This window comes from Butyrivibrio sp. AE2015, assembly GCF_000420825.1.
In the GTDB taxonomy this organism is placed as follows: Bacteria; Bacillota; Clostridia; order Lachnospirales; family Lachnospiraceae; genus Butyrivibrio.
In genome coordinates this window covers 1-17,705 of record NZ_ATVR01000019.1, presented here as the reverse complement: position 1 = coordinate 17,705, position 17,705 = coordinate 1, and the positions used below count along the sequence as shown (strand labels likewise).

General features: G+C 40.3%; 14 protein-coding genes. 13 read left to right on the top strand and 1 reads right to left on the bottom strand.

Annotated elements, in window-relative coordinates; genetic code table 11:
• The 10 genes from G585_RS17820 (at window position 1) to eno (ending at window position 12,755) form a co-directional block, all read left to right on the top strand.
• Window positions 1-459: a GPW/gp25 family protein gene (locus G585_RS17820; protein WP_022774807.1), complete on the top strand. Its 459-nt coding sequence runs from the start codon at window positions 1-3 to the stop codon at window positions 457-459.
• Window positions 452-3,487 (top strand): hypothetical protein, encoded by a 3,036-nt coding sequence (locus G585_RS0110265; protein ID WP_022774806.1) that lies wholly within the window; start codon window positions 452-454, stop codon window positions 3,485-3,487. Before G585_RS17820 ends, G585_RS0110265 begins: the two co-directional genes overlap by 8 nt.
• Window positions 3,488-3,512: 25 nt before the next feature.
• A complete protein-coding gene (locus G585_RS0110260; protein ID WP_081644814.1) occupies window positions 3,513-5,603 on the top strand; it encodes a baseplate J/gp47 family protein in 2,091 nt (696 codons plus the stop codon).
• Between the two features lie 21 nt (window positions 5,604-5,624).
• On the top strand, window positions 5,625-6,728 hold the full coding sequence (locus tag G585_RS0110255) for a phage tail protein (RefSeq protein WP_022774803.1): 1,104 nt from the start codon (window positions 5,625-5,627) through the stop codon (window positions 6,726-6,728).
• A 15-nt stretch (window positions 6,729-6,743) separates the two neighbouring features.
• Window positions 6,744-7,043 (top strand): STAS domain-containing protein, encoded by a 300-nt coding sequence (locus G585_RS0110250; RefSeq protein ID WP_022774802.1) that lies wholly within the window; start codon window positions 6,744-6,746, stop codon window positions 7,041-7,043.
• An 8-nt stretch (window positions 7,044-7,051) separates the two neighbouring features.
• On the top strand, window positions 7,052-7,759 hold the full coding sequence (locus tag G585_RS0110245; protein ID WP_022774800.1) for a cell division ATP-binding protein FtsE: 708 nt from the start codon (window positions 7,052-7,054) through the stop codon (window positions 7,757-7,759).
• Complete coding sequence (locus G585_RS0110240; protein ID WP_022774799.1) at window positions 7,749-7,997, top strand: hypothetical protein; 249 nt, start codon at window positions 7,749-7,751, stop codon at window positions 7,995-7,997. Before G585_RS0110245 ends, G585_RS0110240 begins: the two co-directional genes overlap by 11 nt.
• Entirely contained in the window at window positions 7,997-10,408 is a 2,412-nt protein-coding gene (locus G585_RS18965) for an ATP-binding protein (protein WP_022774797.1), read from the top strand. Before G585_RS0110240 ends, G585_RS18965 begins: the two co-directional genes overlap by 1 nt.
• A 13-nt stretch (window positions 10,409-10,421) precedes the next feature.
• The gene (locus G585_RS0110230) at window positions 10,422-11,282 is read left to right on the top strand and encodes a GNAT family N-acetyltransferase (RefSeq protein WP_022774796.1); all 861 of its coding nucleotides are present in this window, start codon (window positions 10,422-10,424) and stop codon (window positions 11,280-11,282) included.
• Between the two features lie 168 nt (window positions 11,283-11,450).
• Window positions 11,451-12,755 carry a phosphopyruvate hydratase gene (gene eno / locus G585_RS0110225; protein ID WP_022774795.1) on the top strand — a complete coding sequence of 435 codons (1,305 nt, stop codon included), beginning with the start codon at window positions 11,451-11,453 and terminating at the stop codon, window positions 12,753-12,755.
• 51 nt (window positions 12,756-12,806) lie between these two features.
• Here the strand turns inward: eno and G585_RS0110220 are convergent, their stop codons facing one another.
• On the bottom strand, window positions 12,807-13,832 hold the full coding sequence (locus G585_RS0110220; RefSeq protein ID WP_022774793.1) for an alpha/beta hydrolase: 1,026 nt from the start codon (window positions 13,830-13,832) through the stop codon (window positions 12,807-12,809).
• A gap of 155 nt (window positions 13,833-13,987) precedes the next feature.
• Between G585_RS0110220 and G585_RS0110215 the strand changes: the two genes are divergently transcribed.
• From G585_RS0110215 to G585_RS17810, 3 genes are all read left to right on the top strand, one after another.
• Window positions 13,988-14,875, top strand: coding sequence for a hypothetical protein (locus tag G585_RS0110215; RefSeq protein ID WP_022774792.1), 888 nt, complete (start codon window positions 13,988-13,990; stop codon window positions 14,873-14,875).
• Window positions 14,876-14,946: 71 nt separating this feature from the next.
• Complete coding sequence (locus G585_RS0110210) at window positions 14,947-15,825, top strand: hypothetical protein (RefSeq protein WP_022774791.1); 879 nt, start codon at window positions 14,947-14,949, stop codon at window positions 15,823-15,825.
• Window positions 15,822-17,027, top strand: a complete 1,206-nt coding sequence (locus G585_RS17810) for an adenylosuccinate synthetase (protein WP_022774789.1) — start codon at window positions 15,822-15,824, stop codon at window positions 17,025-17,027. The genes G585_RS0110210 and G585_RS17810 overlap by 4 nt, the downstream gene beginning before the upstream one ends.
• Window positions 17,028-17,705 lie beyond the last annotated feature (678 nt).

Here is a 17,705-nt window from a genome sequence, read left to right as displayed (position 1 = left end):
ATGGCAGATAATGGAGCACATTTAGGGACAGGTGCAAAGTTTCCCTTTGAAATTGATAAGGCAACAGGCAGGTTCATGACAGTATCGGGCAATCAGAGCGTTAAGGAATCAGTCTATATTATTTTGATGACACAGCTGACTGAGAGGATCACAAGGCCTGATTTTGGCACGGATATCATGGGCTATACCTTTATGGATGTGAATCTTACAAGGATCAATATGATGAGACGAAGCCTTACCAATATGATATCAAGGCAGGAGCCGCGTATCAGCGATGTGGAAATAAATATAGAGATGTCGCCAAGTCAGGAATATCTGATGATAAATATCGATTACTACGTGGCCCAGACCAACACAAGAGATAATATGGTATTTCCATTTTACCTTAATGTTTCCGAAGAGGAAGAGCTTGAAGAAGAATATCACGAATCTGAAATAGAGGAAGAGATTGATGGATAAATTCAAGGGACATACTGCTGAAGAAATAGAAAACAGGATAATAGAACTAAGTCACAGCTATACGCCTGAATGGCACTATGACAAGGAAAATCCGGATATAGGTGCAGCAATAGCCAGGATATTTGCCTCCCAAATGGAGGACAATGTTGGTATTTTGGATGATGTCCTTGAAAGATATCATGCGGAATTTGTAAATTTCCTTGACCTAACTTTAAAGCCTGCAAAGCCTGCCAGCAGCATTGTTGTATTTAACAGTATCGACAATGGCGGTGACGGGACTGAGGTTGTGCGTGGAACAAAGCTTCTTGCAATGTCTGACGGAGGAGAAGGCCAGGATATTGTCTTTGAGACAACAAGGAATCTTTTTGTGACCAATTCCAGGCTTGACCTTATCTTTATGGTCGACTATGAGGATGGGTCAGTTATTCCTCTTCTGGGGCAGATGGCTCCGATTGAGATTTACGAGGGAGAGCTTAAGGCTGATCCTTTGGAAGAAGGAGAAATTGAAGAAGATGTAATGCCGGTAGAACCGGTACTACAGCCGTTTACTTTATTTGGAGAAAAGGAAGGCTCTATAAGCAGGAGCGTTTTGTCTCTTTACCACAGTTCGCTTTTTGATGCTCAGGACGATCCGATTTTTATCAGGTTTTCAGGTGGAGAAAAGCTCTGCAGTCTTATAAGTGAAGGAAAGGTCGTTTTTAAGTATCTTACAAAAGATGGCGGCAGGGAATTTGATGAAGTAGCTCTTTTGGATGATAAGGTTACCTTCAGACTTGTTAAAAAGAATGAGTGTGAAAAGGTAGAAGTTGGTGATAAGGAGTTTTCTCTAGTATATCTTGAGGCTCTTGTTCCTATAAGAGAAATATTGAAGGCAAATAGCATTGGCATTTCATCAAGCGGTGCAGAGCTTGAACCGGAGTTTGTTACTGACGGAAATCTTGAGTACAACAAAAAATCTTTTGATATGTTTACAGACACTATTGCAATTTACAATGAGTGTTTTATTGGCCATGACAGATATTTTAACAAGCCGGGAGCTAAGGTGAACATATCTTTTGATGTGTCCTTTTTGGAAAAAGAGCTGTATGTCACAGCGAAACAGGAAGAAGAGGAGCTTAGTATCATCAAGAGAAAACCGAAGGCTGTCTGGACAGATAAGGTTGTAGATTCTGTTATTAATGAGATTTCTTTTGAATATTATAACGGCCTTGGATGGAAGAAGCTTTCCTGTGATTATGATGTTTCAACTATATTTGAGCAGTGTAAAGACGGGAAATATGAGATTTCTTTTACCTGTCCTGATGATTGGGAGCCAGTGGAAGTGGGGGCTTATTCAGGCAGATGTATCAAGCTTCAGATCTTAAAGGCTGACAACTGTTATCTTAGACCTGCTATTCATCATTATCCGCAGGTTAAGAATATGCTGATGTCCTTCACATATGAGGGAAAGTATGTAAATCCTGATAAAGCTGAAATGATATGCGGAACGAAAAAGGTTGATATCACAGGAAATCTGGATGAAGAAGAATTCGAGGTCATGGCAGGCAGTGACTACACAGGTGATGCTCTGTATCTTGGATTTTACAGGGCGATGAAGGCAGGGCCCATAAGCCTTTTCTTTGATCTTGAAGATGCCTTTGGACTTACAGGGATCAAGTGCAGATATGAATACAGCACTATTGATGGTTTTAAGCCTCTAAGAGTACTTGATTTTACAGATGACTTTACAAGACCCGGAATTATCAGATTTATTCCACCTTCTGATATGCATGAAATGATTATAGAAGGGCAAAAGAGATATTACATCAGGATTGTCAGGAATGAAAGACAAACTGATCCGGACAGACTGATGTTCATGCCAAAGATAAGAAATATCATGCTGAATGCTATTTCTGTTGAGAATATTTATACGAGTGATGCCAAGGAATTTTTCATTGATGAAAGCATCCCTGATATGCATTTTTCCCTTGGGGCAGGAAACATCCTGGATGCGGAAGTCTGGGTAAATGAAAAGGGAGATATTTCAAAACAGGAAATAGACTTTTTGCTTAATAACTCACCGGACAGGATAAGGATCGATTACAACTTTGTTGGTGACGTTGCTGCAGTATATGTAAGGTGGCAGGAAACTGAGAATTTTGAGAGAGCCATATCTGACAGGTGCTACGTGATAGACAGGCTTCTTGGTGAAATCATTTTTTCAGATGGTATAAAGTGCAGGATACCGAGGGTTACGGATGATATAGCTTTCGTTGCGGTTGTGAGATGCACTAATGGAACAGAAGGAAACGTTGAGGCCTTTCGTATCAATGACCTGATGGGACAGGGAGTATTCATCGATTCGCTCACAAACCCTGTAAAGGCCTACGGCGGCTGCGCTATGGAGACTATTCAGAAGGCCTTAAAGAGAGGGGCAGGAATCATTCATTCAAGAAACCGCCTTGTGAGCATCGGAGATTATGAAAATATTATCCTTAACTATTCTGATTCCATAGACAAGGTTAGTACTGTAGTCGGAGAGACTATAGATGGCAAAAAGAATCCGGCAGATATAACCTTTGTGGTTCTGATGAAGGATTTCATGAACGGCTCATTTTCTTTTCACAATATCGAGAGACAGCTGAAGATGCACCTTCTTAATAACTGCGAGATGGTGGTAAAAGAGGACAATGTCCATATTGTAGAGCCAACATTTGTAGACATTTCGGTTAATGCCTGGGTTGAAGTTACAAATATCGATGACAGCTTTGAGATACAGAATCAGATAAAAGCAGTGTTGTCTGAGTACTTGAATCCTGTAACTTACATATCACATGCGGGATGGAATATAGGAACCATACCTAAAAAATCTCAGATACTCATGAGGCTTAATATCTTAAAGAGCAAAGCTATTGTCAAAAGGATAGCCATTATCTGCAAGTATACAGATTACATGGGTGAGAAAGAAGTTGATCTTACAAAACTTGAAGTTACGCCATTTATGATATGTCGAAGCGGTGATCACGCTATCAACATCATCTATGACTGAAAATTAAGTAAAGGTTGGGAAGACTATGCTGTTTGTAAAGGAATTACAAAACAAGCCCTATGCAGAGCGAATAAATGAGGCAATGATGAAATTGCCTTTGATATCTCCTGAGTGGACCAATTATAATCCTTCAGACCCAGGTATAACTGTGCTGGAGAATCTGACGGCTTTTAACACTCTTCAGGGCGAGTCAATCACGAATATTTCCTACAGGGCCAAGGCAGCACTTTTAAAAATGGTATCAATTACGCCTAAAAAGGGTAAGTGCGCAAGACTCCTTTTATCTGCTGACAAGCTGGATAAACCAATCTACATAAGAACAGGTCAGAAGTTCAGATTGGGTGATCTGTGCTTTGAAGCCGGAAGAAATATGAATGTGGGCGGAAGCAAAGTGGTTGGTGTGTACTCAAGATATGGTGATGCATTCCATGATTATTCCTACTGTGTAGACAGGGAGGTAAGACTTGGTGCAAAGATCTTTGGCGATAAGCCCAAGGTAGGCGATGAGCTTTACTTTATCATCAATTCAATTCCCGATGATATCAAGGATACTTACTTTTACTTTGAAGTGGATGGCAGCAACAAGCGCAATCCCGTTGAAGACAGAGCTTTAAATATTTTTGCGGATGCAAAGTGGGAGTACTATACAGAGCATGGTTTTGAGGAATTGAAGGTACGAGACTATACAGGCACTTTCCTATATAGCGGAGAAGTGAAGATTTCTTTTGGGAGTTCAAAGCCTGCAGTTTGCAAGGAGGCTCCGGAAGAAGGGTATTGTATAAGGGTTACTCTTACGAAAGCTGATTTTGATGTAAGACCAAAGCTCCTGGGAGTAGAGGGATTTCTTTTTGAGGTGTGGCAGAGGGAAACTGAAGGTATATGCTATACCATAAACAAAGTTGACGGTATTGAAATAACATCAAATTTCAGCGATAATGAATATATAGCAGTATTTGCAAAGGAAGAGAAGGGATCTGCCTATAGAAAGTACGAACTCACAAGGGGTGACGGACACGGACGGTATTGCTACTTTGAAGAGACGGGCAGCCGCAGTTTTCGTATCTCTTTTGACAAGGAAAGATATGGGTATGAGCCTGTTAAAGTAAAGGACTGCGTAAGGGTCATTATCTATAACGAGGACATGATGCGCACATACGATGTGGGCAGTGTTATAGGATATGATGATCAGGAAATAGAACTTCCTGTAAAACATATAGTGCGAGACAGTTTCTGCCTCATTGCCAGAAGGGATGACGGAGAAGGTGGCTTTATCTATGAGTTTGTAAGACCTGAGAAAAATGAAGAGGATGCTCTTTATTATCACCTTCTTGAGAATGATGGAAAGATAATCATTGAAGATGCAGGGGATTATATAGGTGCAAGGCTCTATATCGGCATGATAGCTGTAAGTGAAGGCGAAAAGGGAAATATCCTTGCAGGAAATGAGCTTATAGCAGATAACATACCGGGTGCTTATTTTTATAATCCTTGTAACGGCGTTGGAGGGGCCTTTAGAGAGAGCCTTCAGAGCATGAAGGAAAGATTCGTTGAAGATATAAACACTCCATATACAGCTGTTACTGAAAAGGACTACGAGCAGATAGTAAAGACAACGCCGGGGCTCTGTATCAGAAAGGTTCACGCCTGCATAGATACAGCGGAAAATATGGTAAAGGTAATAGCAATGCCTGACACCGGCGATGAGAAGCCCTATTTGTCTGATATTTACATTGAAAAGATTACGGAAAGGCTTGAGCAGAGAAGACTTATTTCTACAAGAGTTGAGATCATACAGCCAATTTATACGCCGGTTGCAGTAAGAGGCACGGTATACGTAAAGAGGCACTATAACGGGTGCAAAGAAAAGATATTAGAGGCTCTTGGCAGAGAGATTGATTATATGAGGTCGGACAAGAATTTTGGAGATGTCCTTATCTTTGAGGAGGTTTTCCATAGTATAGAAGCGCTGGACTGTGTTCAGTTTGTCTATGACCTTTCGATAACACCTGAAAATCCTAAGGTTGCAACACTTAAGGATTCTGATATTTATCCAAAAGAGAACTGCCTGTTTAGTCTTGGTAATGTCCAGATTGAAACAGTTACCTACGAAGACTAAAGATGGCATAAAGGAGTTTTGATGGCTCAGATGGTGTATTCCATAAAAAAGAATAGACTAAAAAGAAGCTATATCAAAGGCTTTGACTTAAATGGTGATACAGAGCTTGTTCTTGATAAGAATAGTCTTTTTCACGAGATATTTTTATCGCCTTTAGACGGCGTTGAGAATGAGAGATACTGGGGAAGGCTCCATTTTGATATCAGGCTTTCAGAGGACATGATCTACTATGTCCATGTGCTTGCAACAGACCAGGATCAGTATTATGACGACGATGGAAGGCTTGTTGATATAAGCAGGTATCTTCTTGATGAAAGTATTGATGTCACCAGAAAGGCCAGATTTATATCGGAACTTGGCGGCAAAAGATTTGTTGGCCTTAACGATATTCTCTTATATGAATTAAAGGGCAGATATCTGTATGTGGGAATTGAGTTATATGGCACAGAGAGAGCCGTTATTTCCAATATAAAGGTAGATGCAATAGGCGATAATTTTATGAACGCTTTCCCGGAGATATATAAGGAGAGGAATAGTTTTTTCCACAGGTATATGTCTCTGTTTTCAAGCGTTTACAACGATATGCAGGATGAGATAGACCATGTCTATGAGGTGCTTGATCTTGATACCTGCAGTACAGAGCTTTTGGTTACCTATGGAAGCTGGCTTGGAATCGACTTAAGTGGCGGCTTTTTGCCTGATGATGTTCTTAGGACCTTGGTAAAAGAACTTTATTATCTCAGTAAGATAAAGGGGACAAAAGAGTGTCTGACAAGGCTTTTGGAGATCTTGATCGGTAAAGAAATTATCGTAATTGAGCATAGTTATCTAAAGAATTTCGCACAAAATGTCGATACACATATATCAGAGGGAATTGGAAGTGGCTCGGTTTATGACGTTACTGTGCTGGTAAAGGGAAAGGTTTCCGAGGAGCTTAAGCATCAGGTGTCCTTTATCATAGATCAGTTCAAGCCGATCAGATCTAATATAACTTTGGTTCAGATGGATAATTCGGCAGTGCTCGATTCTAATGCGTTTATGGATATGAATGCAATGATCCCACAGGAGAAGCAGATTATCCTGGACGAAGATGTATCTTTGGATGGCATTATTACCCTTAAATAACAACTGGAGAATCCCATGACTATTGAAGAAATCAAATATGATGACCAGATCCAACTGAATATTTCAGGAAAAATAGATACCATCACATCTGCTGACTTCCAAAAAGCTGTTCTTGGTTCCTTTCAGAAGAGCAATAAGGTCATACTGAATTTTCAGGATGTGTCTTATATCTCAAGTGCAGGGCTGAGGGCTTTGGTTCTTGGTGAGAAAACGGCTATTTCCAAGGGCGGAAGCATGAAGGTTATTAATACAAATTCATCTATACAGGATATTTTCAGAATGACAGGCATGAACAAGATATTTGATTTTAGCTAGGAGTGACAATGATAAGATTCGACGCTGTAAAAAAATGTTACGGTGAGGAGACAAAAGTTTTTGACAATTTGAATCTTGAGATTGAAGAGGGGGATCTTGTATTTCTGACAGGAGAGAGCGGAAGCGGCAAGACGACTGTCATTATGATGCTTCTTCGGGAAATAGTTGCTGATAGCGGGGAAATTACATTTTTTGGTAAAAACATAGGGAAATTTAATAAGGCGCAGATTCCTTTTTTCAGGCGGAAGATAGGAGTTATTTTTCAGGATTTTAAACTGATAGAAGAGCTTACAGTATATGAGAATCTGTATATGGCTTATCTTGCAATTGGCGGCAGGAAAAGAGATGCCGAAAACAAGATAACAGATGTGCTCACAATGATGGGAATTGACGGTTTCCACAAAAGATATCCTTCACAGCTGTCAGGCGGCGAAAAGCAAAAGGTCTGCCTTGCGAGAGCTCTTTTGAATAATCCAAAGCTTCTTTTAGCTGATGAGCCAACAGGAAACCTTGATCCGCAGTCTTCCGTTGAGATATTAAAGCTCCTTGAACTTATACATAATCATGGGACAACGATAATCATGGCAACTCATGATATATCGAATGTGAAAAGTACTTTGAGTGAAGATATATACAGGATGATCCACCTAAAAAATGGCTGTGCGTACGAGGTTTCAGGGAATAAAAGTGAGAGCGTGTTAAGCTATGGGACTTGATAGCAGATTAAATGCAGATATCAGGAATTTAAAAAGAATTATCGAGCAGAAAAATGCTGATACGACTGACGAGATCGATCTCGATGAAGAAACCTATATGTATGCAGACAAAAAGCCTATGGAATTCATCAATGAAGGAGAAGGCGTTTTTGATATAAAAAAGCAGACAGGAATCAATAGTAAAAAAAGCGTTTTCGACAGAACTGCTTTGTTTAAAACGAGTAATGGAGATGACTGATGGCAAAGTATTCAGAGGATTTACGAGATAAGCCTTTTGAAAACTATAATGAATATATGCAGTATATTTTTGACTGTGTAAATACCAGCCTTGATAAGTACATTACACACATGAAATCGATCTATTCACAGGGTGAAGGCAATGGCTACAAGAATGTTCTTTATCCTGATATTGAGATAGCCGGAGACAACGTGCATACGAAGCTGGAACAGTTTTATACTGAGGGTGAAGCTGACAATGTTCAAAAGTCTGACGATGATGAAGACTCAGATTTTTTTGATGACCTTGATGATGAAGAAGGCGAAGAGGACGAGGATCTTGATGAGTCAGTGACTGATGAAGACGATATAGACGAAGAACTCTTGGCTCTTCTTGGCTCTTTTTCCGAGTCAAATGTAGATAATTCACTTGATACTTCAGGCGGTAAAGCTAAACTTGCAGAGAAGATCGCAGAGGATAAGCATGTAGGCGTCTATGACAGAATAAAAATGATAGAGGAAAGAGCGGAGCTTACTATTGAAAATGGCGTTAAGCTGCCTTTCCATACGCTCTGCAAAAAGCTTGAATTTGAGCCCTTTACACTGTTTTGTTTTGCCTGCGGAATTTTGTCATCAACCCAGACAGATTACGCCGGAGTATTCCAGATTGTTAACGAGAATGGTAACCTTTCAGCACCTACTATAGAATCAGCCGCAAAGGTATTTTATGGAGCGGATTTCTCTATTACCGGTGCTTACGGAGATATGTCCACATGTCTTGAGCAGCTGCTTCCCATTCTTTCTCTGGATGTGGTTCCAAGCATGCCTTTCTCCACAGCTGTTTCTCCTGATAAGAGGATCATCGATTTCCTTTTTGGTCGTGACCCGGATAAACTTGATGAGAACTACATAAGATTCTTTAGCATGCTCACCAAGAAGGAAGAGCTTAATCCAATAATGGCCAACAGCGGAGTCATAGAAGCCATGGAAATTTCCTATGATGAGGGCTGCAGGATATTCTACTACTTTGGTGATGATGGAAGCGGCAGGAAGTTCTTTGTTAAGAAGTTCTGTGAAAAGAATGATCTGAAGGCAGTTGCCATCAACTGTAAAAAGCTCTTTAACTATGACTATAAGTTTGTAGAAAAGGCTCTGTGGTCAGTTACAAGAGAATGTATCCTTATTGGTGCATGCTGTTGCCTTACAGACCTTTCATATCATGAAGAAGAAAAAGAGAAGTTTTTTGGATATATGGATCTTGCTTTTTCCAAGCTCACGGAAAAAGATATTTTAGTTTTTGCCATGAGTAAGGAAAAGATTGATTTTAGAGAGATCACCAAGATGCAGTTTACAGAGCTTGAGCTTCCTACTCCTGATACGGGGGAAAGAGAAGCCTGCTGGAAGTATTTTTCCCAGAATTATCAGCTTGAAGATGGCATTGATCTATTGGAGATGGCGACAAAGTTCCTGTTTACTCCTGGTAAGATACACGATGCTCTTGATCATGGAAGAAGGCTTTCTACCATGAAGAAGGAAATACTGATAAGCCGTGATACTCTGTTCCAGGGGTGTTACGCACAGATGAGTTCTGAGCTGACGCAGAAGGCTACAAAGATAAAGGCAAACTTTGGCTTTGAGGATATTGTTATGAATCCAAGCCAGAAGGAGACTTTGCTTCACGCTATTGACCAGATGAATTTCAGAAAGCATGTATATGAGAACTGGCACTATACCAAGAAGTACCCTTATGGTAGAGGCCTTTCAATACTTTTATTCGGTGCGCCCGGAACAGGTAAGTCCATGTGTGCGCAGGTTATTGCCCATGAACTTAATCTTGAGCTTTACCGTGTAGACCTTTCAAAGGTTATCGATAAATACGTAGGTGAAACTGAGAAATCTATTTCAATGATCTTTAGAGAAGCCAAGAAGTGTAACGTCGTATTGTTTTTTGATGAGTGTGATACTCTATTTGCAAAAAGATCTGATGACGGTGGAAGTAACCAGGCCTCCAACAATAACAAGACAGCTCTTTTGCTGCAGGAAGTTGAAGGTTATGACGGGGTTTCAGTTCTTGCCACAAACTACAAGCACAATATCGACCCGGCTTTCTTTAGACGTATGAAATATATTGTAGAATTCCAGTTCCCGGATCCCGATACCAGAGAGATGCTTTGGAAAACTACAATTCCAAAAGATACACCACTTGCAGATGATGTTGATATCAGATTTCTTGCCGAGAAATTCGAGTTCGTTGGAGGTAATATCAAGAACTGTATTCTCAATGCAGCTTTTTTGGCTGCAGCTGACCCTGAAGCCGGTGATAAGGTGCATATGAAGCATTATCTTTTAGCTATTAAATATGAATTTGTTAAGGTAGGAAAAGTATTTACTAAGTCTGACTTTGAGCCATATGCGGATCAGGTTGGTCTATAAAAAGAGGTAAAAAATGTCCTATATTAAAGAGATAAACGGCAATGAGATGGACAAGTTCATAGAGTATATCCCTAATTCCATTATCATCGATTCTCTGACTAATGATAATTATATCTACTACGGGATAGTTGAAGATAATGAAGCCATAGGCGTTATTGTTATGGAAACAGACAGTGAGAACGTCGAGCTTACATATGCTTATGTGCTGCCGGTGTACAGAGGACGAGGGATAATGTCCAGGGCTTTGAATCAGCTTATCGTTGTTTATTGGTATAAGGGATATCAGAATCTCCATATGAGCTATAATCCCAAGCTTGCGCCCTCTATAGATAAATATGCGGATACAAATGAATTCGTTAAGATAGAACTTGATAATGCTTACTTTGAATTTAGTCTACAGGTGGCTTCAGAGAGTAAACTCTGGAGTAAGAAAATCCTTCACACAAGGAGAATGTCAGAACTGGATGAATCTCAAAAACAGATTCTTTATGCTGCAATAGAGGATCTTGGAATTGAGATATTTAACGAGATTGATACGGACCGCGGTTACCTTATAAATCAGTCAATTGTATATATGAATAATGAGGTGCCAGAAGGTCTTTTGATAGTAGGTCAGGATGAAAACGGAAAGCTTGATGCAGAGCTTGTTTATTTAAAGTCCAAGGATGTTATGGCGCCTTACTACATGATCTCTGCTCTTCATGAGAATTTAGAGAATGACTATCCACTTGAAACTATAGTTTCTTTTTACTCGAAAAATGGCTATATGACAGGTGTTCTTGAAAAAATCCTTGGCACTAAGGGTTACCGCGAGATCATCGCAAGGTATGACCTTAGCAGAGTTGCAATCTATAGTGATATACCGATAGTGTGATTTGCTGGCAGAAAAGCACTGTTTTGCATAAATTCAATCGCGTCTTATGAGAGTATGTCGTAAACGACATGCTCTTTTTATTGAGAAAAGTTGTTGATTATAAAATAGAAATGCGTTGCCTCTTATGATATATTGTAAGCGTATGCTAACATAAGAAGGAGGCAATTTATGAAAGATTATTTACAGATTGTACAGGTAATTGGTAGAGAAATCCTTGATTCAAGAGGAAATCCTACTGTTGAGGCAGAGGTTACTCTTGCTGATGGGACAGTAGCAACAGGTACAGCACCAAGTGGTGCATCAACAGGTGAGTTTGAGGCATTGGAGCTCAGAGACGGAGATAAGTCAAGATACCTTGGAAAGGGCGTAACAAAAGCTGTTGAGAATATCAATACCATTATCAATGATGCTATCGAGGGACTGGACGCATCTGATACATATGCTGTAGATGCAGCAATGATAAAGGCTGACGGAACAAAGGATAAATCAAAGCTTGGAGCAAACGCAATTCTGGCAGTTTCTATTGCAACAGCGAGAGCAGCTGCAAAGAGTCTTGATATTCCTCTTTACAGATTCCTTGGCGGTGTATCAGGAAACAGACTTCCTGTCCCTATGATGAATATCTTAAATGGTGGAGCGCATGCAGATAGTGCGGTAGATACACAGGAATTTATGATTATGCCTGTTGGAGCTCCTTCATTTAAGGAAGCACTTCGCTGGTGTGCAGAAGTGTTCCACAACCTTAAAAAACTTATTAAAGATATGGGAGATGTTACAGCAGTTGGTGATGAGGGTGGATTTGCACCAAATCAGCTAAAGAGTGATGAAGAAGCTATCGAGAAAATCCTTGAAGCTATAAGGGCAGCCGGCTTCGAACCCGGAAAAGACTTTATGATCGCAATGGATGCTGCTGCATCAGAGTGGAAGAGTGAAAAAGGAAAGGGCTTCTACAAGCAGCCTAAGTCAGGTAAGGAGTTTACTTCAGATGAGCTTATTGCTCACTGGGAGAGCCTTGTTGACAAGTATCCGATCATTTCAATCGAAGACGGACTTGATGAGGAAGACTGGGAAGGCTGGCAGAAGATGACAGCCAAGATCGGCAATAAGGTTCAGCTTGTTGGAGATGACCTTTTTGTTACAAATACTGAGCGCCTTAGCAAGGGTATTTCTCTTGGCGCAGGTAATTCAATCCTTATTAAGCTTAACCAGATTGGTTCAGTTTCTGAGACACTTGAAGCAATCAAGATGGCTCACAACGCAGGCTACACTGCAATCTCATCTCACCGTTCAGGCGAGACAGCAGATACTACAATTGCTGACCTTGCAGTTGCTCTTAACACCTGCCAGATTAAGACCGGTGCTCCCAGCCGTTCAGAGCGTGTAGCCAAATACAATCAGCTTCTCAGAATTGAGGAGATGCTTGGCGACAGCGCAGTATATCCCGGAATGGATGCATTTCATGTGAAGAAGTAATTGAATAAAAAAGGATAAATGCCTGAAAAAAACAAGCATTTATCCTTTTTTTTATTTAAATGCAATCTGGGCAAAGTTGTAAAAGCCAAGATACCAGATTCTAAAATCGTGGCCGCCGTCCAGTTCCTGCCAGGTAAAGTTTTCTCCGTCTACAAACTTTTCGCTTAGTGCTGGTAGTGTTTTGGCTGCGGCTGAAGCACTTTGGTATGCGATATTGTCCTGAAGACCGCAGATGTTGTAAAAGTAGTATATAGGATATTCCTTATCTTTTATAATTGATGCAGTTTTTGAAGCAATATTGCTGGTTGGAGCAGCTGAAAATGCTCCAAAATAACCAAATATATCTACGCATTCTCCAATTCCTATGTTAATTGTCTGCATTCCTCCCATAGACAGACCAGCAATAGCCCTGTGTTCTCTTGCAATAGAGAGGTCATAGCCGTCACTGTAATCAGCGTAAGTGCTGTAGTGGGAGTCTATATAAGGAATCAGATCATTTCTGAGTTCCTGTCCAAAAAGATAAAAAGATTCAATACCTGAACCTTCTTCACCACCAAGCTTGCAGGCTCTTCCGTTTGGTGTTACCACAATAAAGGAATCAATGTCTCCGTAATAGGAAAGATTGTCCATTATGGCTTTAACTCTTGATGTACTTTTTGTTAATCCCCATTCGTTTTCATCACCGCCTATACCATGCATTAGTATCATGACATTGTACTTTTTGTCTTCACTATAGCCGGCGGGCAGATATATGTTAGCTTCTTTGGTAATCTCGCTTCCATCACCTGCATAGTCATGACTTGGATAAGTTATGTGCTCAATTGTACCTGCTTCTTCGCTGGTTCTAAGCGCTGTGTATTTTGGAAGGACAATATTACCAACTTCCGCAGTGGCTTCTTTGTCGGATTCCTGTTCCTTGGAAGAAGCAGCAGTAGCATCTTCCATGTAAGAATGTTCCTGCATGATTGCATCTGATATGCCATTATTAGCACTTTCTGCAGGCGTATTATTTGACGCGCCGCATCCTGACAATAAAATGCTTGTAGCTATTATTCCCATAAGTATTCTTTTTTTCACAAATTACCCTCCATTTTTGTTCTGTCTTTTAGATTAAAGCAAAATCAAGCCATATGCTTATCAGATTGTGACAAGTTAGAATCACTTATTGCGTAAAAGAGGAAGTTTATTATAATTGAAAATGTGGCTAAAATTGATTTTAGTTAGAGAGTGTTTTGGGGGAAGGAAAAGAAATAATGATAACCTACAAGTGTAGAAATTGCGGGGCACAGCTAAATGTTTCTGACGCTGGTGGATTTAGCTGCAGTTATTGCGGAAGCAGAGCCTTTATGTCTGATTCGGAACTTAGGGGTAACGAAGCATTCAGGCAAAAGATTCTTTCTTTTTATATGGCAAAAGCAATGGCCAAGGAAGATGATTATTCTGGGGATGATCTTTGGGAAGAGACCGGTAACGTCTCATTCGTCATGGACAATTCAAAACCACTTACAATTGCATATATGGATAAATACTCATATCCGCGCATGGAATGTTTTTTGGCAAAAAAGAATGTTGTCTATGTATTTGATAATGGCAACGAGGCAGATCTGTTCATGAAAGGACTTCTTAGTCTGACATTTCCTGAAGCTGATATGAAGCTGGACAGGTGCTTTCCGATACTGACGCAGAGGCTTCATCTGAATGACGGCAGGGAAGTGCTTGTTTTTGTACGTAAGCCCTATTTTTATCCGGTTGAAGTTTTTGCACCTTTAAAGGCAGAGCATCTTGCCTGGGTGATTTCCCGTATGGAAAATATCTGCTGCGCATTGGAGTTTTCAGAAATTTCACATGGGGATATCAGTACATCCAGCGTATTTGTAAATCCTGTAACTCACGAGGGAATGCTATTTGGCGATTACAGAAATGTAAGGCGCATCCCAACACAGGGAGATCTTAAAAAGATCAGGGAAACAGCAAAGCAGGTAATGGAAAGAGGCAGTGGCCCTTCGGAGCTTTTTGCTTTCCTTGATTCAAAACCAAGAGCAAATGCATATGAAGACTTTGAGTACTGGGATACTGTTATTGAAAAGGGTTTTGGCGGCCACAAGTTTGTAAGGTTTTAAGCCTTTGTTAATAAAAATGTATGTTGATCAATGATCAAAAAAGAAAAGTATGAAAAAAGGGGAAAAAGAAAATGGGATATGGAAGTTATTCAGCATCAGATTGGGTTAAGCTAAAAAACAGCAGAAATCTGTCACGAAATCAGAGTGTAGAAGAGGTTTTTACAAAAAAACAGTGCGATCCCAAATATGATCCAAAATATATAGGAACAAGAGAGTGCTTCGATTCAGAAGATCATCCAAATACAACACCTATCGTTGTTGGCCTTGATGTCACTGGGTCTATGGGATATCTGGCAGTTGAAGTTGCTACAAATGCTTTAAATGAGCTTATCACAAAATTGTACTCTACAGGAGCTGTAGAAGATCCGGCTTTAATGTGCGCAGCATACGGTGATTATCTGGACAATTCACCACTTCAGGTTACTCAGTTTGAATCTGATATCCGTATTGCGCAGCAGCTTTTGGATATTTATTTTGAAAATCATGGCTATGGAGAAGTAGTACCTACCTGCCTTTGGGAGTTCCTTGCACATCACACAAACATTGATGCCATCAATAAGAGAAATGAAAAGGGATTTCTTTTTACTATTGGTGACAAGGCAACAATCAGAAAAGAGTATGTAAAAGATACCATTGAAAGAGTTATCGGTGATAAAACCGGATATATTTCAAGGGAAGCGGTACTTGCTGCTGTTCAGAAAAAGTTTAATGTATTCCACATAATGATTGATCAAGGAAACATTGAAAATCAGAATCTTTTACCGGGACACACGATGATTATAGAACGCCAGCATATCGGTAATATTCCTGAGATCATTATCAGCACTATACAGATGCAGAAGGGTAAAAAACTTGAGGAAGTTTTGGAGCAGTGGGAGGAGCTTGACAGACCTGCTATAGGTGCTGTGCTTTCACGACTTTCTTTTGAAGATAACGGAATCAGTTTATGAAAGCAATTGCCGTCATTGGTAAAAACTTTGGAGATGAAGGTAAAGGCCTTGTCTGTGCCTCTTTTGCCAAAAAAGAAAAAAGAACGCTGATCGTAAAGCATAACGGAGGCGGCCAGGCAGGGCATACCGTGGAGGATGAGAGCGGAAAGCGGTTCATTCATCATCAGATAGGATCCGGGGCGGAATATGGCGCAGATACACTTTTAGCAGATACTTTTTTGATCGACCTTTTTCAGCTTGGAAATGAGTTAAAAGAGTTTGAAACTTTATATGGCTTTACTCCGAAGATATATGCCGAAAAGAATACAAGGATCACGGTCATAGATGATGTGCTTCGAAATATGTTCATTGAATCTGCCAGAGGGAAAGACAGGCATGGCAGCTGCGGAATGGGCATTAATGAGTGTCTGAACAGACACGAATGCGGACTGGTCCTGACTGTCTGTGATGTGCGGGATAAGTCTCTAAAGGAGCTTATTGATACACTGATTGATTTTAGAAATAAATATGGTCAGAAAAATCTGGATTCTATAAAGAGTCTGTTTGAGGAGAATAACCCGGGTGAGAAAGCAGATTACTATGATATGCTTACAAACAGCGATGTACTTGCGAACTTTGCGGAGAGTATAAAAGAGACGGTGAAGCATATTGAAATAATAGATGCTTCAACCGATTTCTTGCTTGGGTATAGTCAGGTTGTTTTTGAGACCGGGCAGGGACTTTTACTTGATAATGACTATAAAAAGTTTGCTCCATACCTTACACCTTCAAAGACAGGACTTTGGAATATAGCTGCATTTCTCGAAAAAAGAGATCTAAAGCTTGATTGCGCCGTCTATGTAACCAGATCCTATGTGACAAGGCATGGCAATGGACCACTTCCCGGAGAGTGCGACAGGGAGGAATTTCCAGGGGTTACTAACGACCTTACCAACATAGATAATGAGTGGCAGGGTAGCATCAGGTATGCAAGGCATCAGGATATTGAAGACTTTGTACTACCTGTAAAAGAGGATATTACTAGCGTAGAGCAGTTTAGAAGCATGAAAGAAACGGAGTTTTCTATCTTTATTACACATCTTAATGAAACTGACGACTCCATTTTTTTTAAGGGTGAAGAGATTCCTTTTGATAAGCTAAAAGATATTCTGAAAACTAAATATGGCTTTTACAATGTATGTGGCATTTGGGAAAGATACTAAAATAAAATTTAGAGGCTGTGAAAGAGAATAAAATCAATCACAAGTTCATTTTTTTATTACTGTAGATTAGGGAGAGGATTCTGATGGACGCAATTAGCATACATCGGAATCCTCTCCCTTTGTATATGCGTAAGTGAGTTGGATACGTATATGACCTTCTGAGAAAAGTTTATGTTGTGGCTCCGTCCGCCACCATTGACTGAGCCTGAGGAAAACGCCATGGTATGCGAGCCGACGGTGAGGATGATGGGAACAGTAGATTCTATCTCACCGTCGGATGCAGCATTGTAGCGTTTCCCTCAGAACCCGTCAATGGCAAGCACCTACGGTGTGGCTGGGTGTTATTGCCTCGGGCTCTGACTCCGAGAACAGTAGGGGTGGCTGAAATTGAATCAGCTGGAGACTTGGGATATTGAAAACATAAAGATTTACCTGGCTATAGCATGCTGCGAGAGATTTTTCTCGATTTTCATGCCTTGTGCATAGGCTTCTGACATGATTTGGAGATTTTTTGCAAGTATCACATGCTTTGTATAGAGGTTCAGACATGTTGTTAGTGATTTTGACTCAGATACCATGTCTTTGCTTAGTAATTCGACATGCTGTGTCAGATTTTTCTCATAATTTCATGCCTTGAATAGAATCGTTTGGCATGAAATCTGGCATTTATTCTATTAT